Origin of the sequence: Microbacterium sp. NPDC089321, from assembly GCF_040684935.1 — a bacterium.
Classification (GTDB): Bacteria; Actinomycetota; Actinomycetes; order Actinomycetales; family Microbacteriaceae; genus Microbacterium.
On the sequence record NZ_JBFBGX010000002.1, the window covers coordinates 824762 to 847387 of the forward strand.

The window sequence follows — 22626 nt, forward strand, 5'->3', positions numbered from 1 at the left end:
ACTCGACATGAGCACAGCCGTGGTCCTTCCCGCACTCGGGGAGAGCGTCACCGAGGGCACGGTCACTCGCTGGCTGAAGCAGGTCGGCGACACCGTGCAGGCCGATGAAGGCCTGCTGGAGATCTCGACCGACAAGGTCGACACCGAGATCCCGTCCCCCGTCAGCGGCGTCATCGAGGAGATCCTCGTCGCCGAGGACGAGACCGTCGAGGTCGGCGCGCTGCTCGCGCGCATCGGCGACGGCAGCGGCGCAGCATCCGGCGGCGACGCGCCCGCAGCGGAGGCTCCGGCCGCCGAGGAGGCACCCGCTCAGGAGGCGCAGTCCACGGCTGCTCCTGCCGAGAACGAGGTCGAGGCCTCGCAGGCATCCGACCAGGCCGAGGCGCCCGCCCCCGCTGCATCGGGAGATGCGACGGACGTCGTCCTCCCCGAGCTGGGCGAGAGCGTCACCGAGGGCACCGTCACCCGCTGGCTGAAGCAGGTCGGCGACGATGTCGCGGTCGACGAGGCTCTGCTCGAGATCTCGACCGACAAGGTCGACACCGAGATCCCGTCGCCCGTCGCGGGCACGCTGCAGGAGATCCTGGCTGACGAGGACGAGACCGTCGAGGTCGGCGCTGTGCTCGCCCGCATCGGCTCCGGCGCTCCGGCTGCCGCGGCACCCGCCGCAGAGGCTCCCGCGGCTGAGGCTCCCGCGACCGAGGCTCCCGCCGCTGAGGCACCGGCCCCCGCAGCTCCGGCACCCGCGGCCGAAGCAGCTGCTCCGGCACCGGCAGCCAAGGAGCAGGCGCCCGCCGCAGAAGCTCCCGCTCCCGCGCCCGCAGCTCCGGCGGCTGAGGCATCCGCCTCGGCCGACTCCGACTCGCTGTACGTGACTCCGCTCGTGCGACGCCTGGCCAGCCAGCAGGGTATCGACCTGTCGACCGTCACCGGCACCGGTGTCGGAGGACGCATCCGCAAGGAGGACGTCCTCAAGGCGGCGGAGTCGAAGTCGCAGGCTCCTGCCGCTGAGGCCGCAGCTCCGGCGCCCGCGCCGCTCGAGGTCTCGCCGCTGCGCGGCACCACGCAGAAGATGTCGCGTCTGCGCAAGGTCGTCGCCGAGCGCGCGGTCGCATCTATGCAGCAGACCGCGCAGCTGACCACGTTCGTGGAGGTGGACGTCACGAAACTCGCCGCGTTCCGCAGCGCGAAGAAGGACGAGTTCAACCAGAAGACCGGCGCGAAGCTGTCGTTCCTGCCGTTCTTCACCCTGGCAGCAGCCGAAGCGCTGCAGGCGTTCCCGATCATCAACTCGACCGTCGACGGCGACTCGATCGTCTACCCGCCGAGCGAGAACATCTCGATCGCAGTCGACACCGAGCGCGGCCTGCTGACCCCCGTCGTGCGCGATGCGGGAACCAAGAACATCGCCCAGCTCGCGCAGGAGATCGCCGACCTGGCGGCTCGCACGCGCGACAACAAGCTGAAGCCCGACGAGCTCGCCGGCGGCACCTTCACGGTGACCAACACGGGTTCGCGCGGCGCGCTGTTCGACACTCCCCTGGTGTTCCTGCCTCAGTCGGCGATCCTCGGCACCGGCGTCGTCTTCAAGCGCCCCGGCGTCGTGACGGTCGACGGAGTGGATGCCATCGCCGTCCGCTCGTACGTCTACCTGGCGATCTCGTACGACCACCGCACGATCGACGGCGCGGACGCTGCACGCTTCCTCGGCGCGATCAAGACCCGTCTCGAGTCGGCGGAGTTCACGGCGAACCTCGGGATCTGAGCCCGCTCAGTCCTCATCCGATGGCTGGTCCGCGACGTCATACACGTCGCGGACCAGCCATCGGTCTTTCTGCCGTACGAGCACGAGCATCTGCTCGCCACGATCCCCCGACGGACCGAGTCGCAGCACGCTGACGTCGCCGTAGTCCTCCACAGCGGTCACCGGGCGCTTCACGTCCGTTCCGGCGAGGCGCTTCTGCACCAGGGCGCCGGAGCCATCGACGACGGCGTCTTCGCACACGGCGTCCCCGGCTTCCTCGCAATCGGCGACGTCCTCCAGCAGAGCGACCGCCCGTTGCTGCGCCGAGCCGTCCTTCAGCGCATCAGGGGTCGGCGACGGATCCGGCGTCGACGCTGCACCCGGGGGCGATCCGTCCGCCTCGGGAGTGGCAACCGCCGCCGGTGACGCCCCCGGCGATGCGGTCGGCCGACTGCCGCCCTCCGACGACCGCTGATCTGCCGTCGCGCCGTTCGGATGCTCGGTCGCCGCCGAATCCGAGTCCGAGGGCGGCCACATCAGCCCGCCTGCGAGCACGACCGCGGCAGCTGCTGCGCCGGCCAGCAGCACGCGCCCCCGCCTGACCTTCGCCCCGTGAGCCGCCTTCTGACCGCCGAGCCGGAGCCAGACCCTGCGTCGACGGGGCAGGAGCTCGATCACGCGCCGGCCCGCGCCGACGGCCAGGTCGGCGATCCGGGCCCAGACCTGCCGGGCAGCACCCGGCTGCTCCCCCGGCGCACCGACATCGACGGGCTGCCGCGAGCGATGCGTCTCGATCGTCACGACCGATGCCGAAGCGAACTCCTCACGGCTGAGCGGACGCGGCGCCGCGAGCTCGGTCAACTCGCTCTCCCAGCGCTCGGCCGACCGCACCACCACGCGCCAGTCCCCCGCGGCACCGGCGATCTCACCCAGCAGGCGATCCATCGCGCGGTCGGAGCTGCCTTCACGCAGCCGTGCGACGATCGCGACGGCCTCCTCTGCACAGCCGGCGCCCTCCCCCGGAGCGAAGATCGGGCATGCCTCGCCCGTCAGCCACCACCTGCCGGATACGCTGCGGTCGGCTACCTCCACGACCCCCCGCAGCATGCTTCCCACGAGCGTCACGGTCTCCCCTGCTGACAGAGGGGCCTCCGCCGCCGCTCGGCGCCCGAGGAACACCTCGACCCTGTCGGCGCACCACGGCAGCACCGCGTCGTGCCCATCTGCCCTGCGCACCACATCGCGCACGCCGACGACGTGCTCGGCGCCCGCGAAGGCCCACAGCGCGTCCGGTACCGTCTCAGCGTCCACTCGGACGCCCCGCCGCTCGCCGTCGGTGATCAGCTCGCCGCCGTACGCGGAGTCCTGCCGATCGAGCATCCGGATAGCCCGATGTGCACCCGGTGTCAGCACTGCCGTCTCATCCATCCCTCCATCCCAGCGCGCGTCATCCGGCGACGGAGCCGAAACCCGCGCTCTGGGGACGAAATCCACCTCGCAGCAGGCTGTGCAGGAAGAACGGTCGGCCCGGGAATCGGTAGGCTGTATGCATGGCAAAGAGTGCTCCCGTCACCGAGAAGCGGCCCGGCTTCTTCTCGCAGATCCGTTCCCTGTTCCGTTTCACGCGGGACGTGTACGGCTGGCTGCCGTGGGCGCAGATCGCCATCCTCATCGCGGGCGTGCTCATCGGCCTGATCATCGGCTTCCTCATCAGCGGCGCCTCGGTGCTCGGCCTCATCCTCTGGGGCTTCACGGGTCTCATGTTCGGCGTGCTCGGCGCCATGTTCCTGATGACCCGGCTGTCGACCACGGCGATGTACGCGAAGATCGATGGGATGCCCGGCGCGAGCGGACACGTGCTGAGCACCAGCCTCGGCCGGAACTGGTCGGCATCCGACACCCCCGTGGGCATCAACCCCAAGACCCAGGAGGCCGTCTACCGCGTGGTCGGCCGTGGCGGCATCGTGATCGTCGGCGAGGGCGCTCGGGGCCGCCTCACGCGCCTGATCAACGAAGAGCGGCAGAAGGCGCAGCGCGTCGCGCACGGCGTGCCTGTCACGGTGCTCTATGTGGGCCACGGCGATGACGACGTCGCCATCGCCGACCTGTCGAAGACGATCAAGAAGCTTCCGAAGGCGATCGACAAGGCCACGATGGCCGCGGTCATCCGCCGCATCGAATCGGTGTCGCAGTCGCTCTCGTCGCTGCCGATCCCGAAGGGCATCGACCCGACGCGCGTGCGATCGCAGCGCCCGCGCTGATCGCTCCGGATACAGAGAACGGCCCCCGTCCACGACGGGGGCCGTTCTCGTCTCGTCACTCGCCGAGCGGCTCCTTGGGCAGCCGGCGCACGCGCGGGCGCCGACGGCGCTTCTCGGGGATCATCGAACGCATCTCCTCGAGCTTGCCGAAGCACAGCAGTCGATCCTCCGCCTCGAGCTCGACGTGCTTGCGCGGGTTCGGGATCACGCTGACACCGCGGTGCAGGGTGAGCACGGTGATGTCGCGATCCCAGAGACCGAGGTCGCCGAGCTTCATGCCGACCTGCTCCGCACCCGAGTGGATGAGCAGCTCCGCGACACCGTAGCCGGTCGAGACGCTGAGCCTCTGACGGATGTCGATGTCGGGGAACGCGACCTGGTTGGCGATGTAGTCGATGATCGCGCCGGCGACATCGAGGTTCGTCGCCGCCTCGATGCCCTGCAGACCGGGCGACGAGTTGACCTCCATCACCAGAGGGCCGTCGTCGCTCTCGAGCATGTCCACGCCGGCGACGCGAAGCCCCATGATCTGCGCCGAACGCACGGCGGTCTGCTCATAGATCGGGTCGAGGGTGACGGGTTCGACGCGACCGCCCCGGTGGACGTTGGAGCGGAACTCATCACCGTCCGCCACTCGGCGCATCGCCGCGACGACGCGGTCTCCGACGACGAGCGCCCGGATGTCGCGCCCACGGCTCTCGGCGATGAACTTTTGGATGAGCACGTTCTGCTTCGTCGAGTGCAGGGTCTCGATGATGGCCTCTGCGACCTTCACCTGCGGGGCGAGGATGACGCCGATGCCCTGGGTGCCCTCCAGCAGCTTGATGACCACGGGGGCACCGCCGACCCGCTCGATCGCGGGACGCACGTCGGCGCGATTGCGCACGAAGGCGGTCGGCGGCATGGCGATGTTGTGCCGCGACAGGATCTGGTTGGCGCGCAGCTTGTCACGTGCGCTCGAGATGCCATTGGCGGTGTTCGGCGTGTACACGTCCATCTGCTCGAACTGCCGGACCACGGCCGTGCCGAAGTATGTGATGGAGTTTCCGATGCGCGGCAGGATCGCGTCGTAATCGCTCAGCTGCCTGCCGCGGAAAAAGAGGTCTGGGGCGTCCGCGGTGAGGTCGATCGCGAAGCGCAGCGTGTTCAGCACCTTCACGTTGTGTCCGCGCTGCTGCGCGGCGGCACGGAGACGCTGCGTCGAGTACGACTGCGGGGCACGCGAGAGGACGGCGATCTTCACAGATTTTTCCTGCCAGGATGTAGGAGTGACACGGTCCTCTCATTCAAACACGTCCACGGGATGGCGAGAGTGGGTCGGGCTGCCGGAGCTGGGGATCGATTGGCTCAAGGCCAAGATCGACACCGGCGCCCGCACGTCATCGCTGCACGCGTTCGACGTCGTCGAGTTCGAGCGCGACGGCGAGGAGTGGGTGCGCTTCACGGTGCACCCGTGGCAGGACAGCACGGACGACGCCGTCGTGCACGAGACGCGGGTGCACGACCGACGCGCCGTGCGCAGCTCGTCGGGGCACACCGAGCACCGCATCGTGATCACGATGCCCGTGCGCCTGGTGGGCAGGGATGTCGAGGCGGAGGTCACCCTGACCAACCGCGATGAGATGGGGTTCCGGATGCTGATCGGGCGCGAGGCCCTCCGCCAGGGGTTCCTCGTCGACCCGGCTCGATCGTTCCTCGGCGGTCGCGCTCCGCGCGAGATGCGCCGCCGGAACCGCGGCGGCTAGAACGGCCCTCAGCTCACCCGCGGACCAGCACAGTGCCGGCGATCTTGTCGTGCAGGCCGCGCTGATCCGCATCCCAGATCACCGCAGGGATCACGAACACCAGCAGCAGCGTCCTCACGATCGGACGCCACAGCCCCACCCAGGCGCCATCGAGACGCTGAACGCGCATGCCCAGCATCCGGTGCCCAGGGCTGCCGTTCGCCGTCGCGAGGAACACGATCTGCAGCACGGCGAACACCATCATCGGAGCGAACTGGCGCCAGCCCGCCTCGGCGGGCAGCGACAGCGGGTCGTAGGAGAGGAAGCCGATGGCGATGATCGTGGCCGCGAAGTAGTCGATCAGCAGTGCCGAGATCCGGCGGCCGGGTCGGGCGATGCTTCCCGGTCCTGAGACGGGCATTCCGAGGCGTTCGCCGGGGTAGTCACTCACCCGTCCAGCCTACCGAGCGGCTGTAACATGCCCGAAACACGGCGGACACGGCGAGGAAATGCCGTCGACATAATCTGCGTAAGGTTGATGCAACCGATACCCGATCAGGAGTCGTACATGTTCACAGAGCCCGCAGAGGTCATCCGCTACATCGAAGAGAACGACATCAAGTTCCTCGACATCCGATTCACCGACCTTCCCGGGGTCCAGCAGCACTTCAACATCCCTGCGTCGACGGTGGACGAGGACTTCTTCCGTGACGGTCAGCTCTTCGACGGATCGTCCATCCGTGGATTCGCGAGCATCCACGAGTCGGACATGCAGCTGATCCCCGACGTCACCACCGCGTACATCGACCCGTTCCGCGCTGCGAAGACGCTGGTGATGGTGTTCGACATCTACAACCCGCGCACCGGCGAGATCTACAGCAAGGATCCGCGTCAGGTCGCCAAGAAGGCCGAGAAGTACCTGGCGTCGACCGGGATCGCGGACACCGCGTTCTTCGCCCCCGAAGCCGAGTTCTACATCTTCGACGACGTGCGCTACTCGGTCACCGCAGGCGAGAGCTTCTACAAGGTGGACTCCGAGGAGGCCGCATGGAACGCCGGCCGCGAGGAGGAGGGCGGCAACCTCGGCAACAAGACGCCCTTCAAGGGCGGCTACTTCCCGGTCGCCCCGGTCGACAAGACCGCCGACCTGCGCGACGACATGACCCTGCGGCTGATCGACTCGGGCTTCCAGCTCGAGCGCTCGCACCACGAGGTCGGCACCGCGGGCCAGCAGGAGATCAACTACCGCTTCGACACCATGGTGAGCGCGGCAGACGACATCCTGAAGTTCAAGTACATCGTCAAGAACACCGCCGAGGAGTGGGGCAAGACGGTCACGTTCATGCCCAAGCCCCTGTTCGGCGACAACGGCTCGGGCATGCACACCCACCAGTCGCTGTGGCTCGACGGCAAGCCGCTGTTCTTCGACGAGGCCGGTTACGGCCAGCTCAGCGACATCGCCCGCTGGTACATCGGCGGCCTGCTGAAGCACGCACACGCGGTGCTCGCCTTCACCAACCCGACGCTCAACAGCTACCACCGCCTGGTGAAGCACTTCGAGGCTCCGGTGAACCTGGCGTACTCCGCCGGAAACCGCTCGGCCGCCATCCGGATCCCGCTCACCGGATCGAACCCGAAGGCGAAGCGCATCGAGTTCCGCGTGCCGGACGCCTCGTCGAACCCGTACCTCGCGTTCGCCGCACAGCTGATGGCCGGCCTGGACGGCATCAAGAACCGCATCGAGCCGATGGAGCCCATCGACAAGGACCTGTACGAGCTTCCCCCGGAGGAGGCAGCGAACATCCCGCAGGTGCCGAACTCGCTGCTCGACTCGCTCGAGGCGCTCCGTCAGGACCACGAGTTCCTGCTCGAAGGCGGCGTGTTCACGCAGGAGCTCATCGACACGTGGATCGAGTACAAGTACAACAACGAGATCCTGCCGATGGCCCAGCGCCCGCACCCGTACGAGTTCGAGCTCTACTACGGCTGCTGAGCGATACCCTTCGCGGTGCGTCGCGTCGCCACCCGACCGACGCACCGCGCTGCGCTGACGCCCAGGCGGTCAGCGCAACGCATCCGCGACCGCGTCCCACCACCGGGCTGAGTCGGCGCGATGATCATCACGGCGCGCCGCGGCGCCGAGGCTGACGGACGCGGTCGACGCGGTGAGCTCCGCGAGCCGTTCGGGCGCATCCGGGAGCGCATCGAGGTCGACGACGGCGTCTTGACCCCAATGACCCAGCGCACCGGTGAGCTTGATGCGGGTGTAGGCGTCGGCGGCGAGAGCGAGGACTGGAACACCCGCCGGCGCGGCGAACACCGCGGGGTGATAGCGGCTGGTCACGAGAAGCCGCGATGTGCGAGCCAGGCGCGCGGCCGTGACGGAGTCGCCGCTGGGGACCACCTCGCTCGCATTGCGCATGCGCGCCCGCACCCGCTCGTGCAGCGCGGCATCGCCCGAGGGCTCGGAGTCTGCGGACTCGGGACCGAAGTGCGCGTGGAAGACGACGGGTCCGACGGTGTCGGCAGCACGGTCGAGCAGCGCGGCGATGGCGCGCTCGGTCGCGTCCGCCGGGCGTCCCGCGAACCAGCCGGACAGGCTGACGAGCACGCGCTCCGAGGCGTCCGGCCCGTCACCGCTGCTCGGCCCCTGTGCGAGGAACGAGGCGTCGTCGACCCCGGCGTGAACCTGGGCGCCCCACCCGCGTGCGAGCGTCGCCGAGGCGGGCTCGCGCACGCCGGTGAACACGGCGGAACGGGCCATGTCGGCGACGCGCTCGGCATCGCCTGCCTCCAGGTCCGGCCCGAAAGTCTGTCCTGACACCACGACAGGCAGGCCGCGGGCCCGGGCCATCGCGGCGAGCGTGGTGCGTTCGTGGATGTGCACCGGCCAGCGCGATGCCAGATTGCCACCGCCCGCGATGAGCACGCCCGACGACTCGTCGAGCGCATCCAGGACCGGCTGCGCAGGATCCCCGGCGTCGAGCCGGATCCGGCCGGCAGCCGCATCCGTGAGCAGCACCGAACGGCGAACTGCCGTGTCTTGCTCCAGGCCGGCAAAGCCGAGACGAGGCACGCACGGCACGTCGTAGCGCGCGGCGGACTCCTCCGGCGCGGAGGAGACGCCGATGAGCCCCAGGCCTCGGACGGCGAGTTCGTCGCGCGCCGCTTGGAACATCGCTTCGTCGCCGATGTGGATGATGCCCGACAGCACGCCGATGTCGCCGATGGTGAGAACGCTCACGCCTGTCCTTCGCTCGTGATCCGGAGCCGACGATCGGCGCCTTGTCAACCGTAGGCTCATTTTTCCTCGCCGCAGTACGCTTCCCCTCAGTGCCTATGTCGGCGCTCGTTCGGAGGGGCAACATGGGTATCCAGACCGCGATGGACCGCATCACCGAGTCTGCGTCGATCGTCGAGGCGATACGCGCCGGCGACGATCTGGCCTTCGAGGCGGGGCGCGATCCCGGCGTGCGCACGCTGCGCGTGCTCTCGGCAGCCATCTCCGGCGACGACGACCTCGCGGCGATCGCTGCCGTGCACGCTCTGGCGGAGATGAATGACGAGGAGGCCGCCAGACTGCTGTCGAGCCTGCTGTCATCGCCCCGCCCCTACATCGTCGAGCACGCCGCCCACGCACTCGGACGCCGACCGGCGAGGCCCGAGGCCGTCGGGCGGCTGGTGCGCCTCGTCGCGGAGGGCGGCCTCGGCGGCATGCTCGCCCAGCACACACTCGAGAAGTGGTCGACAGGTGCGGCCGAACTGCTCGCGGTCGCTCTGGAGTCGGCGTGCACCGGCACCCTCCCCGACGAAGCACGCGCACGGCTGGTCGAGACGATGGGCCTCGTGCGCCACCCGCTCGCCGTACGGTCTCTGCGGACATGGGCGACCGACACCTCCGGGCCGGCGAGCGTTCGCCACGCGGCTGTCGCTGCGCTGGGACAGCGACGTCAACCTGCCGCGATCTCGGCGCTCGAAGGCATCGTCATCGAGGGAGGGGTGCTCGGTGATCTGGCCCGCCTGGCCCTCATCGACGCGGAGCCGGCGTCGACTGCGCGCGGCGGCGGCGAAGGTCTCACTGTCGCGCAGCTCTTCCTCCACGCCGACGTGGACTCGACGCTGTCAGCGGCCGGCGCCGGCGACAACGGCGGCATCGCAACGCTGCTCGTGCGTCTGGGCGATGCGCTCGTGGCCGAGACCTCGGCCGTTGAGCGGGTGCTGACCCTCTCCCGCGGCACGGCTGCGCAGGCCGCGCCCGACCTGCTGGAGGTCTCAGGCGGCGGGACCGGCCACGTGTACGGCCACATTCCCCTCGATGCGCCGCCGGTGAGCTCCGCGTCCGCCTGGCCGTTGCGCGTGAGCGTGCGCCGTGGCATCCGGCGGCTCCTGCGGGCCGCGGGGCGCGTCGACGTGCTGCACCTTCGAATGGCGGATGTCGGCAGCCTCGCGGCCGCCGATGTCGCGCGTGAACTCGGGATCCCCACGGTCTTCACGGTGGCCCCCGATCCGCACAGCGTCCTCTCGGCGCTCGAGCGCGCGGGCACGCTCACCCGAAAGGACTTCGGCCAGGCCGACCTCGCCGAGCACTACTGGTTCCGCACGCATCTGGTTCAGAGCCTCGCCGCCTCTGCTGCCCATTCGGTGTTCTTCCCGCGACCCGAACTCGAAGGGGACATGCAGGCGCTCCTGGGCATCGACATGTCATCCCACCCCGAGCGTCACACCGTCGTCGCCGAAGGTGTGGATCTCGCGGTCGTCGACCGTGCGGTCGAACGCGCTCGACTGGTCGCGGATGGCGCCGAGCCGACCGGAGCGCTCGCCGAGCTCGCCGGCCTGCTCGATGCTCTACCCGAAGAACGGCGAGGGTTGCCGCTTCTGGTCACGGTCGGGCGGATGCATCGTGTCAAGGGCACGGCCACGCTGGTGAGGGTCTGGGCCGAGGGACCGCTCGCAGATGCTGCCAACCTCCTGGTGGTCGGCGGCGACCTCGAGCATCCGTCAGCGGACGAGCGCGAGCAGCTCGATCTCATCCGTGCTGTCATCCCCCCGGCACAGCACGCGACGCGCGGCCTGCTGCTGCCTGGCCATCGATCCAACGACGACGCGGCGGAGTGGCTCGCCGCCGCGCGTTTCGGCGTCCCCGGGCGTTGCGCCGCCGACGGGGTGTACGTGTGCGCGAGTCTGAAGGAGGAGTTCGGTCTGGCTATCCTCGAGGCGATGGCCACCGGCCTGCTCGTCGTCGCACCCGACAGCGGCGGTCCGGCAACCTATGTCGACGACGGCGAGAGCGGGTTCCTCACCCAGACCGGGGACCCGGTCGCGCTCGCCGCCGCGATCGGGCGCGCTCTCGAACGCGCAGCCACCGGCGATGACGGAGCCGCGGCGCGCGGGCGGGCCCTCGTCGCTGACCGCTTCACCATCCAAGCCATGGCCGCGAAGCTCGCGCCCGTGTACGAATCGGTGGCGAACAGTGAAGCCGAGCTGCAGCGCGCCGCGGAGGAGCTGGTATGACACTGCTGATCATCAGCCCTGACTACGCTTCGCACCTGCTTCCGCTCGCCTCCCTGGGCACGGCGTGGCGGGACGTCGGCCACGAGGTCGTCGTGGCGTCGGGCCCCGCCACCGCGGCCATCGTCGCGGACTTCGGCTATCGCCGGACGGACCTCCGGCTCGGCCGAGGCACGAACGCGGGTGTCATCCGCAGCTCCGAGCAGCAGGCCGAGGAAGCCGCGTCGCTCGAGGGCTTCTTCGCCGCGACGCGCAGGGGCATGGTCTCGACCCTCGCCTATCAGGCGGCCGAGCGTCTCACGGATCTCATGTGGCAGCCGGTCGACCGGGCACGAGCGACACTGCGAGTCATCGAGGAAGTCTCCCCCGACGCCATCCTCGTCGACCACCTCGCCTACAGCGCCCGGGTCGCCCTGCACGCTCGCGGAATCGCCTACGGCGATGTCGTGCTGGGCCATCCGAGTGCGCTGCCAGTCGCCGGCGAGGTCTACGGCTATCCGCCCGCATGGCCGACGGCCTTCTCACCGAGCGCCGACGCGCTCGCCGAGCTGCGCGTGCTGTGCGAGGAGGTGTCTCGGCGCTTCACGAAGCAGTGGAACGACGCGACTGCAGCCATCGAGCCGCACGCGCAGCCCGTCGCCGATGCATTCGCGCTGCACGGAGACACCGTGCTCTACAACTACCCGGCCGAGCTCGCCGCAGGCGACGGGCGGGCCCTGCCGCCGCACCGCTTCCTCGGATCGACGCCGCGTGACGAGCCCGTCGCCCCCGGAATCGAAGAATGGATGGCCACCGGGGAGCCCTACGTGTATGTGAGCTTCGGGAGCTTCCTGTCGGTCCGCGGCGACGTGCTCGCGCGTGTGGCCGCGGCTCTGCGCGCCGCCGGTCTGCGCGCGGCCATCGCGACGGGCACCACCGAGGCTGCGGAACTGGGACCGATCCCCGACGACTGGCTCGTCGCGGAGTACCTGCCGCAGGTGCGTCTGCTCTCGTCCGCTGCAGCGGCAGTGACGCACGGAGGCAACAATTCCGTCACCGAGGCGGTCGCGAACGCCGTTCCTCTGCTGGTGCTGCCTTTCTCGACCGATCAGTTCGCGGGCGCCGCTGCCATCGAGCGCACGGGGATGGGTCGCGTCCTGGATCCGAACGCGGCGTCGATCGACCAGCTCACCGTGGCCCTGCGGGATATCGTCGACGCGGCGTTCCCCGGCCGCTCGCTCCTGGGAGCGGCGGCCGCTGAGCAGAGGGCGCATCCGGGCCCGGCGATAGCCAGATCCGTGGTGTCTGGGGGTCAGAGCACGGTGTCGGGAACGGGCACCACGCCCACCAGCCGGGCCATCGCCGACGGAGAGCCGGCGGCCGCACGGTAGTCGTCCATGCGAGCCGCATTGGCGTCGTAGGCGGCCCCTGCCCGCACCTCGCCGACGTGATGAAGCGCGTACACGCGACCACGGTGGCGGATCGGCGGTGCGCCGAGAAGGGTCGAGTGGGCGAGGAACCATGCGGCATCCTCGAAGCCCCACCCTCGGAAGCCCTCATCCTGACCGCCGTGGCTCGCCCACGCACGCGGGGTCGCCACGTACACGCCGGAGCACGCGCCGTCGACGTACTGCTCGACCGTGCAGTCCTCGAGCGGGACGCCTGTGGCGTGGTCGGCCGATCCTGTGCGTCCGAGCCAGCGGTACTCGTCGTACGGCAGGTGGACATAGGGACTCTCCGCCGCGGCTCGGATCGCCGCGATGAGCGGCTCGCGCTCGGGGATGGTGTCCGCATCCCCCACGACGACCACCTCGTGCGCGGCGGCGCTGCGCATCGCGGCGTTGCGGCACGCAGCCAGCACGAACGGCACGTCGCCGGTGTCGACGGTCTCGAGCGGGACGTCCGGCAGCGCCTCGCGATACCAGGCGACCACCCGTTCGAATGCGTCGACGCGCGAGGGAGCAGGCCGCCAGGGAATCACGATGCGAACGAGGGGAAGCGGTGTGTCGAGGAGCGTCATGGCCCTCCTTTCCCACCGAGCCTAGGCCAGGCCGGGACCAGTTCCCGACGCTGACCCCGCCTGCCTGTCGGTCAGCAGAGCACGCGCAGCGCGCCGGGCTGCACGCGCACGGCGATTGTCGAGACGTCGCCCGCCTCTTCGCCGTCGATCTCGAACGGAACAGGGACGGGAAGACTGACGGCGATCGACTCGCCGGTGAGATGCTGGGCGAAGTCGATGCTCACCGTCTCATCGTCACCGCCGAGCAGACGCCGGATGCCGTTGTCCCACACGACCGTGCGCAGGGTCTGCAGCCACTGCGTGGCGTTCTCGGCGCTGATCATCAGCAGGTCGAGACGGCCGTCGTCGACCACCGCGTCAGGAAGCAGGGTCACGCCGCCCTGGATGTCGCCGCAGTTGCCGATGAGCAGCGTGTGCCCGCTGAAGGTCTGCTGCTCGCCGTCGTCGAGCGTGATCTGGAAGTCGACCGTCTCCGAGGCCTCGAAAGCGCGTCCCATCGCCGCGACGTAAGCCAGCCACCCGGCCTTGTTCTTCAGATCGTCGTCGGTCTCGGCCAGCATATGGGCGTCGAGGCCGAAGCCGACCATGACCAGGAACCCGACCTCGACGTCGGCGTCGTCGGTGCGCGTCCAGCCCATGTCGATGCGACGCTCGTTGCCTGCGGCGATGACGTTCAGCGCCTTCGGGATGCTGCCGAGAGGAATCCCCAGGTTGCGCGCGAGGAGGTTGCCCGTGCCCTGCGGCACGATGCCCAGCGCCGGCCCGTCCTCCCCCGCCGACGCGAGGATCTCGGCGACCGTGCGCACAGTGCCGTCCCCGCCGACGGCGAGAACGACATCACAGCCGGCCTGCACGGCCTCGGTCGCCATCGCACGCCCAGGATCGTCCGCCTCGGTCTCCCACCACATCAGCTCGGTGTCCTCGGGCACGGCGGCGGACACAGCATCCCGAAGCGCGTCCCCGTCGATCTTGGTCGGATTCCACACGATTCCGAAGCGCTGCGCCATCTCACTACCCTCAATCTCGGCTGAGCCTCAGCCGTAGAACTGCTTCTCGAACACCCGCCGCGCCCGGCGCGTGACACGGAGGTAGTCCTCCTCGAGCACGGTCGCGGCGCGGTCAGGATATCCCAGAAGACGACCGACGCCGTCGAGTTCGCGGATCTCGGCAGGAAGCACATCCTTGGTCTGCCCCGTGAGCAGCGTCATCGCCGAGCGCAGGCGACTGGCGAGCACCCAGGCCTCGCGCAGTCGCTCAGCGTCGTCCGCGGGGATGAGGTCAGCGAGAACCGCGGCGTCCAGTGCCTGCAGCGTCGAGGTGGTGCGAAGATCCGGCACACGGTGGCCGTGCTGCAGCTGGAGCACCTGCACCATCCACTCGACGTCGCTGAGGGTGCCCGGTCCGAGCTTGAGATGCCGGCGTGGGTCTGCGCCCTGGGGCAGCCGCTCGCCTTCGACGCGCGCTTTGATGCGCTTGATCTCGCGCACGTCCTGCAGCGACACGCTCTCGGGATAGCGGATGCTGTCGGCGAGCTCCGTGAACCGGCTGATGAGCTTCTGGCTGCCTGCGACTCCCCGCGCGCGCAGCAGGGCCTGCGCCTCCCACGACAGCGACCAGCGGCGGTAGTACTGCGTGTAGGCCTCGATCGTGCGAACCATGGGTCCATTGCGACCCTCGGGCCGCAGGTCGGCGTCGAGATCGAGCGGCACACGCTGATCGGCGAGGTGCTCGCGCAGGCCCACGACGATCTTCGCCGCGTGCCGCTGCGCCCGCTGCGGGTCGACGCCGTTCGGGTCGTAGATGAACAGCACGTCGGCGTCGGAGCCGAAGCCCAGTTCGGCGCCTCCGAAGCGCCCCATCGCGATGATCGAGAAGTCCATCGCGTCGTCCTCCGGCGGCACGACCTCGCGCCGAACCGCGCGCAGGGCCGCCTGGATGGTCGCCTCGGTGATCTCAGTCAGAGCTCTCGCCATCTCGTCGACGCCGACCTGCTCGAGCACGGCCGCCATCGCGGTCCGCAGCAGCTCGCGCCGTCGAAGAGCACGCACCGCTCGCAGCGCGGCCTTGGTCGTCGCATGCCTGGTCTGGATCGCCCTGGCCTCCTCGTCGAGGGCCGCGCCGCCACGCGGTCGCAGGGCCGCCGGCGTGTCGAGCCAGGCCACCGACTCGGGGATCCACTCCATGAGCTCTCCGACGTAGCGCGAGCTGGAGAGCAGTCGGGTGAGGCGCTCGGCAGCACCGGAGGAATCGCGCAGCATGCGCAGGAACCAGTGCGTGTCGCCCAGCCGCTCGCTGATCCGCCGGAACGCGATGAGCCCGTAGTCGGGGTCGGTGCCGTCGGCGAACCACCGGAGCATCACCGGCATGAGGTGCTTCTGGATGGTCGCCTTGCGGCTGAGGCCGGATGTGAGCGCAGCGATATGGCGCAGCGCACCGGCGGGGTCGCGGAAGCCGATCGCCGCAAGTCGGGACCCTGCCTGCGCGGTCGACAGCGTGCGCTCCTCAGCCGGAAGCGAGGCGACGGCCGACAGCAGCGGGCGGTAGAACAGCCGCACGTGCTGGTCGCGCACCGCCCGACGCACCTCGTCCCACACCTCCTGCAGGCCGGAGGCGCTGTCTGCCAGCGCCGTGGCTCGGGCGAGGCGACGCATGCCCTCGTCATCACGCGGCATGAGATGGGTGCGGGTGAGGTCGTGCAGCTGCAGCCGGTGCTCGAGCAGGCGCAGGATGCGGTACTGCTCCCCGAACGCACCGGCCTCTGCGCGTCCGATGTATCCGCCCTCAACGAGCGCATCCAGCGACTCGAGCGTGCCCCGCGTGCGGATGCTCTCATCGCTGAGCCCGTGCACCAGCTGGAGCAGCTGGACGGTGAACTCGATGTCCCGCAGCCCGCCCGGACCGAGCTTGATCTGGAAGGGCACGTCTTCTGAGGGGATGTGCTCGGTCACGCGCTCGCGCATGCGCTGCACGCTCTCGACGAAGTCCTCGCGCTCCGCACTCGTCCAGACCTTCGGCTGGACAGCCGCGATGTACGCTGCTCCGAGCTCGGGATCGCCCGCGAGAGGGCGTGCCTTGAGCAGAGCCTGGAACTCCCAGCTCTTCGCCCAGCGGTCGTAGTACGCGACATGGGATGCCAGGGAGCGCACGAGCGCACCCTGCTTCCCTTCGGGGCGAAGAGCCGCATCGACCTCCCACAGGGGCGGCTCCACGTCGATGCCGCTCAGCGTCGTCATGACCTCCCGTGCGAGCCGCGTGGCGATGTCGATGGCCTTCGCCTCCGACACGATCGCCTCGTCCGCCGTGCCCGCAACGAAGATGACGTCGACGTCGCTGAGGTAGTTGAGCTCGCGGGCGCCCGCCTTGCCCATGCCGATGATGGCCAGCCGGGTCGCGGCGATCTCCTCGCGTGTACCGGCGCGCCCGGAATCGTCGAGCACCGTGCGCGCGACGGCGATCCCGGCCTCCAGGGCGGCCGCGGCCGCATCGGCCAGGGCAGCGGAGACCTCCGCGATCGCGGCGGTCGCGGATTCCGCCGCCAGATCCGCGGCCGCGATCTCGCTCAGGCAGCTGCGGTACTCCACGCGGAGGGCGCGGAGGGGGTCGGCCGCGCGGGCGAACCCGTCGTGTGCGTCGACCGCCGCCAGCATCCGCGCTGTCAGCTCGGCTGCTTCTGGCAGATCGCTGCGCAGGAGCGTCTCAGCGCGCAGGCGCGACGGGTGTCGTTCGAAGAAGGCGCCGAGTGCACGGGATGCGCCGAGCAGCCGCCACGCCGCCTCTCGCGCCGCGGGGTCGGAGAGCACATCGGTCACCTGGGCCGGGTCGCGACGCGCCACCGTCACGAGGCCGCGCACCGCGGCATCCGGGTCCGCTGCAATCATGCCATCTGCGAGCACGGCACGTTCGAGGCCCGTCAGCTCGGCCAGCTCGGTCAGGTCCGCCGAGGCCGACGTCAGCTCGACGAAGCCGAGCCGCGCGAGCGCGGACAGCGACACGGACGCATCAGGTCGCGCCATCGCCGCGCCTCAGAGCAGTCCGAGGTTGCTCTTGAGCTCGAACGGCGTCACCTGACCGCGGTAGGCCTCCCACTCCTTCTGCTTGTTCAGCAGGACGTAGTTGAAGACCTGCTCGCCGAGGGTCTCGGCGACGAGCTCGGAGTCCCTCATGTAGTCGAGCGCGTGGTCGAGGCTCGCGGGAAGCGGGGCGTACCCGAGCGCGCGGCGCTCCGAGTCGCTGAGCGACCACACGTTGTCCTCGGCCTCGGGCGGCAGCTCGTACTCCTCCTCGATGCCCTTCAGCCCTGCCGCGAGCATGAGCGCGTACGCCAGGTAGGGGTTGGCCGCGGAGTCGAGAGCGCGGTACTCGATGCGCGTCGACTGGCCCTTGTTCGGCTTGTACATCGGCACGCGGATGAGCGCCGAGCGGTTCGCGTGCCCCCAGGTGACGAAGCTGGGCGCCTCGTCGCCGCCCCACAGCCGCTTGTACGAGTTGACGAACTGGTTCGTGACCGCGGCGATCTCGTTGGCGTGACGCAGCAGGCCTGCGATGAAGCGGCGGCCGGTGAGCGAGAGCTGATACTCGGCGCCCGCCTCGTAGAACGCGTTCACGTCGCCCTCGAACAGCGACATGTGCGTGTGCATGCCACTGCCCGGATGGTCGTTCAGCGGCTTGGGCATGAACGTCGCGTACACGCCCTGCTCGATCGCGACCTCTTTGACCACGGTGCGGAAGGTCATGATGTTGTCGGCGGTGGTGAGCGCGTCCGCATAGCGCAGGTCGATCTCGTTCTGACCCGGACCGCCCTCGTGGTGGCTGTACTCGACCGAGATGCCGAGGTCCTCGAGCATCCGCACGGCGCTGCGGCGGAAGTCGTGCGCGGTGCCGCCTGGCACGTTGTCGAAGTACCCGGCGTTGTCGACGGGGACAGGGCCCTCTGCTCCGAGCTGCGAGGACTTGAGCAGGTAGAACTCGATCTCGGGGTGGGTGTAGAACGTGAAGCCGGCATCCGCCGCCTTCGCCAGCGCTCTGCGCAGCACGTTGCGCGGGTCCGATACCGCGGGGCGGCCATCGGGCGTGGTGAGGTCGCAGAACATGCGGGCGGTCGGATCGACCTCGCCGCGCCACGGCAGGATCTGGAACGTCGACGGGTCGGGCTGCGCGAGCAGGTCGGACTCGTAGGTGCGGGTCAGGCCCTCGATGGCCGAGCCGTCGAAGCCGATGCCCTCCGCGAAGGCGCCCTCGACCTCAGCCGGAGCGATCGCGACAGACTTGAGCGTGCCGATCACGTCGGTGAACCAGAGCCGGACGAACTTGACGCCGCGCTCCTCGATGGTGCGCAGCACGAAGTCGCGCTGCTTGTCCACCGTCACTCCCCCGACTCGAGGGAGCTGCCGCCGGCGCGCGAGCCGGAGCCCCACGAGTCGTCTGCCGCGTCCTCCTCGGCCCATGCCCTGGAGCGCTCCTTGAGCGTCTCGGGAGCCCGAGCGGCATCCGCCTCGGTGTCGAAGGGCCCCACCCGGTCGACGGCCGCCGACTGCATGCCGAACTCGACCTCCCCGGTGCTGAGGTTGTACCAGTACTTCTCGTCGCCGTCGGACATGTCAGCTCCTTCGTCGGGATCTCGTCACGATCCTAATCGCTGGGCCGAGCATCGATAGGCTATTCGCCATGGCACAGGCAATCGGCGTCGACATCGGCGGAACGGGCATCAAGGCGGGCATCGTCAATCTCGACACGGGCACACTGGATTCCGATCGGATCCGGATCCCCACGCCGCAGGGTGCGCACCCCGCCGATGTGCTCGAGACCGTCCGCGAGGTGCTCGACACCCTGGGCGTCAGCGACTCGTCCCTGCCCCTCGGCGTGGCGTTCCCCGCCATCGTGAAGTACGGCAAGACCCTGTCCGCGGCGAACATCTCGAAGGAGTGGGTCGACTTCGAGGCCGAGAAGTTCTTCGAAGACGGTCTGGGCCGCCACATCACGTTCGTGAACGACGCCGACGCGGCCGGCGTCGCCGAGGCGCGTCACGGCGCCGCGCGCGACGCCAGGGGCCTCACGATCCTCACCACGCTCGGCACAGGCATCGGCTCCGCCTTCCTGTACAACGGCGTGCTCGTGCCCAACACCGAGCTCGGCCATCTCAAGCGCGACGGCGAGTCGATCGAGCGCTGGACCGCGTACTCGGCGATGGAGCGCGAGAGCCTGTCGTGGGAGGACTGGTCGGCGCGCCTTCAGGAGTTCTACTCGCACGTCGAGTTCCTGTTCAGCCCCGACCTGTTCGTCGTCGGCGGAGGCGTCTCGAAGCACCCCGACAAGTTCCTGCCGCTGCTCGATCTGAAGACGCCGATCGTCGCAGCCGTTCACCGCAACGCCTCCGGCATCATCGGCGCAGCGACGCTCTCGGCTGACTAGCCACCACCACGAAGGGCCCGGTCTCTCGACCGGGCCCTTCGTGCGTTCGGGGCGAGTGGGCCGGCCTGTACGCCGGGTTCTGTTCAGGAGTACTTCGCTCCCTTGACGGCCATCTCTCTCGACGACACGTTGCCGTGTCGTTCCAGCGACCTACCCGAGGACTCGGCGAGCCGCGTCAACGTCCTCTGTCTGGTCTTGCTCCGGGCGAGGTTTACCTGGCGGAGCGCGTCACCGCGCTCCCCGGTGGTCTCTTACACCACCCTTTCACCCTTACCGCCATCACGAAGATGGCGGCGGTCTTCTCTCTGTGGCACTGTCTCGCGGATCACTCCGGGTGGGTGTTACCCACCGCCCTGCCCTGTGGAGCCCGGACGTTCCTCGGTGCGCTCACGCGCCACGCGACCGTCCGGCCGACCCACTCGCCCCTCGATTCTACGCGCCCTTGGACGCGTCCTCCGCGATGTGCACGTCGAGCGGCACGTCGATCGAGAAGCCAGGGAAGAGGCGTGCGGTTGCGGCATCCGCCGCATCCCGCACGATCGCGGCGACCGCGTCGGCCTGGCTCGCCGGAGCGTGCACGATCACCTCGTCGTGCAGGAAGAACGCGAGGTGAGCCCGGTCGCGGAAGACCGGCCCGGACGCCGCTGCGGCATCGGATGCCGGTGGCAGCGCCATGAGTCGGTGACGGATCTCGGCGAGCCAGAGCAGAGCCCATTCGGCCGCCGTGCCCTGCACGACGAAGTTGCGGGTGAAGCGCCCCCGGTCGCGGGCTCTGCTTCGTGCCCTGCTCTCTTCCGCCCCCGCGGCGTCGGGCCCGCTCGCCTGCGACTGGGCGAGGCGCCACGCGTCATCGGGTCGGGGTGAGCTGCGACCCAGCAGTGTGCTCACGACGCCGCCCTGTTCGCCGGTGCGTGCGGCGGCATCCACGAGTCCCATCGCCCTCGGATAGACGGTCCGCAGCCGGGGCACCAGCTGCCCGCTCTTGCCCGTCGTCGCTCCGTACATCGCACCGAGCACCGCGTACTTCGCCTCATCGCGCGTCGCCACCGCGCCGGAGCGCACGACGCCCTCGTACAGGTCGCGGCCCCGCGCGGCCTCGACCATCGCCCCGTCGCGCGACATGGCCGCGAGCACCCGAGGCTCGAGCTGCGCGACGTCGGCGTCGACCAGCGTCCAGCCGGCGTCGGCGCGCACGGCGCCGCGCAGCTGCCGCGGGATCTGCAGGGCTCCCCCGCCCGACGATGCCCATCGCCCTGTCACGACCCCGCCGGTGAGGTAGATCGGCCGGAAGCGCTCGTCACGCACCCACTCGTCGAGCCACGCCCATCCGTTCGCGGTGAACAGGCGCGCGAGCTTCTTGTACTCCAGCAGAGGTGCGACGACCGGATGCTCTACCCGCGCCAGCTCCCAGCGCGACGTCGAGTCCACGAACACCCCCGCGCGGTGCAGCGCCCGCAGCAGCCGCGGCGGGCTGTCGGGGTTCAGAGCGGGATCATCCAGGTGGCGTCCGATCTCGGCTGCGAGAGCCGCCATTCGCGCGGGCCGCGCGCCGCGCATGGGCCGCGCGCCGAGCTGCTGCTCGAGGATCCGGTGGTGCGCCGCCGTGCTCCACGGCAGGCCGGCCGCTGTCATCTCCTCGGCGATCAGGGCGCCGGTCGACTCCGCCGCGCACAGCAGGGCCAGCCGCGAATCAGGCGCCGCATCGAGTGCCGTGAGCTGCGCGCGCCACTGCGTGCGCACCTCGGCGATGTCGCCGTCACGGCTCGGCTCGGCATCCCCGACGTCGAAGAGCCCCGGCTGCGCGAGCGCGTCGTCGCCGTCGTCGGTGCGGATCCAACGGCGTGACGCCGGCAGCGGCTCGGGCAGCGACGCGGTGTCACGCAGAATCGCGTGGCAGAGCAGCAGATCATGCGCCCGACGCAGTCGGATCCCTGCGGCCAGGAGCGGAGGGTAGAAGGTGCGCAGGCTCCGCACGGTCCATCGGGGCGAGAGCTGTGCCTCTATCTCGCCCACCCGGAGCGCGAGATCGTCGTCGGCGACGTGACGGAGCACGGGCTCCGCGTCGGCCTGCGCGTACGCGGCGATGACCCAGCCGCCCCCGTCGCGCGCCACCAGGGCATGCGAGGGCTCAGGCGGTCGGGTCACAGCATCCGGTCTATCACCGGCATCCGACATCGACGAGGTTCCGATGACAGGCGCCGCGAGCGGACGCTCGTCACAGACCGGACTCCTCGGTGCGCACGAGGATCCCACCGCACTCCGGGCACGACACGACGTCGTCGGCGGCAGCAGCGCGCACGGCGTTCAGCTCGCTGCCCGCGAGCACCATCTGGCATCCCTCGCAGATGCGACGGCGCAGCAGGCCGACACCGATGCCGCCGCGCGCGGCGCGGCGGGTGTACTCGGCGAGCAGCTCGACGGGCACGCTCTCGGCGATCGCGGCGCGATCACGGGCGAGGTGCTCGCCCTCAGTGGATGCGGCGGCCATGTCGGCCTTCGCAGCGGCGGTCAGCTTCGCGCCTTCAGACTGCGTCTGATCGATCAGCGCCTGCTGTGCGTCGACGGCTGCCTGGGCCTCTTCGACACGGCCCATCACATCGAGCTCGGTGTCTTCGAGCATCGAGATCCGGCGTCCGAGGCTCTCGATCTCGTTCTCGAGCGCCTGCGCCTGCTTCGGATCGGTCGCCACGGCCAGACGCTCCGCGTCCTTGTCGCGGCGCTGCGCTGCCAGAGCGACGTCCGACTCGAGGCGCGCCAGCTCGGCCTTGGCGTCGTCGAGCACGCCGGCCAGCGCCGTCAGCTCGCCCAGCTGCCGCTGACGCACGGCTGCGAGCTCGTTGATCCGTGCTCCCTGCGCGGGCATGGTGCGCGCGCGCTCTGTCTGCGCGATGCGCCTGTCGAGGTCGGCGATGTCGAGAAGGCGGCGCTGGTGCTCGGGACTGGCTTTCACCCCTCAAACCTAGCCGCTGCCGATGACGGCCT

At 69.8% G+C, this 22626-nt stretch carries 18 protein-coding genes and 1 other RNA gene; 7 read left to right on the top strand and 12 right to left on the bottom strand.

All coding sequences use genetic code 11. From position 1 onward, the window contains the following. The first annotated feature begins 7 nt into the window (after positions 1-7). Positions 8-1765, top strand: coding sequence for a 2-oxoglutarate dehydrogenase, E2 component, dihydrolipoamide succinyltransferase (gene sucB, locus AB0N59_RS11990; protein WP_363483335.1), 1758 nt, complete (start codon positions 8-10; stop codon positions 1763-1765). A 6-nt stretch (positions 1766-1771) separates the two neighbouring features. Here sucB and AB0N59_RS11995 read toward each other — a convergent pair whose 3' ends face one another. Further along, on the bottom strand, positions 1772-3172 hold the full coding sequence (locus AB0N59_RS11995) for a hypothetical protein (protein WP_363483338.1): 1401 nt from the start codon (positions 3170-3172) through the stop codon (positions 1772-1774). A gap of 122 nt (positions 3173-3294) precedes the next feature. On the opposite strand from AB0N59_RS11995, the gene AB0N59_RS12000 reads away from it, so the two are divergent. Beyond that, entirely contained in the window at positions 3295-4005 is a 711-nt protein-coding gene (locus tag AB0N59_RS12000) for a DUF4191 domain-containing protein (protein WP_363483341.1), read from the top strand. Between the two features lie 55 nt (positions 4006-4060). Here the strand turns inward: AB0N59_RS12000 and AB0N59_RS12005 are convergent, their stop codons facing one another. Then, the gene (locus AB0N59_RS12005; RefSeq protein ID WP_204973725.1) at positions 4061-5248 is read right to left on the bottom strand and encodes a RimK family alpha-L-glutamate ligase; all 1188 of its coding nucleotides are present in this window, start codon (positions 5246-5248) and stop codon (positions 4061-4063) included. A 25-nt stretch (positions 5249-5273) separates the two neighbouring features. On the opposite strand from AB0N59_RS12005, the gene AB0N59_RS12010 reads away from it, so the two are divergent. Then, positions 5274-5750 (top strand): ATP-dependent zinc protease, encoded by a 477-nt coding sequence (locus AB0N59_RS12010; protein ID WP_363483345.1) that lies wholly within the window; start codon positions 5274-5276, stop codon positions 5748-5750. A gap of 13 nt (positions 5751-5763) precedes the next feature. On the opposite strand, the gene AB0N59_RS12015 is transcribed toward AB0N59_RS12010, so the two are convergent. Further along, positions 5764-6150 (bottom strand): RDD family protein, encoded by a 387-nt coding sequence (locus AB0N59_RS12015; RefSeq protein WP_363484234.1) that lies wholly within the window; start codon positions 6148-6150, stop codon positions 5764-5766. Between the two features lie 147 nt (positions 6151-6297). Between AB0N59_RS12015 and glnA the strand changes: the two genes are divergently transcribed. After that, the gene (gene glnA, locus AB0N59_RS12020) at positions 6298-7722 is read left to right on the top strand and encodes a type I glutamate--ammonia ligase (protein ID WP_363483348.1); all 1425 of its coding nucleotides are present in this window, start codon (positions 6298-6300) and stop codon (positions 7720-7722) included. A 69-nt stretch (positions 7723-7791) separates the two neighbouring features. Here glnA and AB0N59_RS12025 read toward each other — a convergent pair whose 3' ends face one another. Then, a complete protein-coding gene (locus AB0N59_RS12025; RefSeq protein ID WP_363483351.1) occupies positions 7792-8973 on the bottom strand; it encodes a polysaccharide pyruvyl transferase family protein in 1182 nt (393 codons plus the stop codon). A gap of 122 nt (positions 8974-9095) precedes the next feature. Between AB0N59_RS12025 and AB0N59_RS12030 the strand changes: the two genes are divergently transcribed. Further along, on the top strand, positions 9096-11240 hold the full coding sequence (locus tag AB0N59_RS12030; RefSeq protein WP_363483354.1) for a glycosyltransferase: 2145 nt from the start codon (positions 9096-9098) through the stop codon (positions 11238-11240). After that, positions 11237-12607 carry a glycosyltransferase gene (locus tag AB0N59_RS12035; protein WP_363483357.1) on the top strand — a complete coding sequence of 457 codons (1371 nt, stop codon included), beginning with the start codon at positions 11237-11239 and terminating at the stop codon, positions 12605-12607. Before AB0N59_RS12030 ends, AB0N59_RS12035 begins: the two co-directional genes overlap by 4 nt. Here the strand turns inward: AB0N59_RS12035 and AB0N59_RS12040 are convergent. The 5 genes from AB0N59_RS12040 to AB0N59_RS12060 all read right to left on the bottom strand — a co-directional run bounded on the left by AB0N59_RS12040 (position 12529) and on the right by AB0N59_RS12060 (position 18832). Further along, positions 12529-13236: a hypothetical protein gene (locus tag AB0N59_RS12040; RefSeq protein ID WP_363483360.1), complete on the bottom strand. Its 708-nt coding sequence runs from the start codon at positions 13234-13236 to the stop codon at positions 12529-12531. The genes AB0N59_RS12035 and AB0N59_RS12040 overlap by 79 nt on opposite strands. A gap of 71 nt (positions 13237-13307) precedes the next feature. Beyond that, on the bottom strand, positions 13308-14243 hold the full coding sequence (locus AB0N59_RS12045) for a diacylglycerol kinase family protein (RefSeq protein WP_363483363.1): 936 nt from the start codon (positions 14241-14243) through the stop codon (positions 13308-13310). Positions 14244-14270: 27 nt separating this feature from the next. Next, entirely contained in the window at positions 14271-17249 is a 2979-nt protein-coding gene (locus AB0N59_RS12050; RefSeq protein WP_363483366.1) for a bifunctional [glutamine synthetase] adenylyltransferase/[glutamine synthetase]-adenylyl-L-tyrosine phosphorylase, read from the bottom strand. 9 nt (positions 17250-17258) lie between these two features. Continuing rightward, positions 17259-18596, bottom strand: a complete 1338-nt coding sequence (locus AB0N59_RS12055) for a glutamine synthetase family protein (RefSeq protein WP_363483369.1) — start codon at positions 18594-18596, stop codon at positions 17259-17261. Positions 18597-18598: 2 nt separating this feature from the next. After that, positions 18599-18832 carry an SPOR domain-containing protein gene (locus AB0N59_RS12060; protein WP_204973738.1) on the bottom strand — a complete coding sequence of 78 codons (234 nt, stop codon included), beginning with the start codon at positions 18830-18832 and terminating at the stop codon, positions 18599-18601. Positions 18833-18900: 68 nt separating this feature from the next. Here AB0N59_RS12060 and ppgK point away from each other — a divergent pair, with 68 nt between their 5' ends. Continuing rightward, positions 18901-19644, top strand: coding sequence for a polyphosphate--glucose phosphotransferase (ppgK, locus tag AB0N59_RS12065; protein ID WP_363483372.1), 744 nt, complete (start codon positions 18901-18903; stop codon positions 19642-19644). Between the two features lie 52 nt (positions 19645-19696). Here the strand turns inward: ppgK and rnpB are convergent. The 3 genes from rnpB to AB0N59_RS12080 form a co-directional block, all read right to left on the bottom strand. Then, positions 19697-20062: RNase P RNA component class A (rnpB, locus tag AB0N59_RS12070), an RNA gene on the bottom strand. 14 nt (positions 20063-20076) lie between these two features. Further along, complete coding sequence (locus AB0N59_RS12075) at positions 20077-21789, bottom strand: bifunctional 3'-5' exonuclease/DNA polymerase (RefSeq protein WP_363483375.1); 1713 nt, start codon at positions 21787-21789, stop codon at positions 20077-20079. 70 nt (positions 21790-21859) lie between these two features. After that, complete coding sequence (locus AB0N59_RS12080) at positions 21860-22594, bottom strand: C4-type zinc ribbon domain-containing protein (RefSeq protein ID WP_363483378.1); 735 nt, start codon at positions 22592-22594, stop codon at positions 21860-21862. Between the last annotated feature and the right edge of the window lie 32 nt (positions 22595-22626).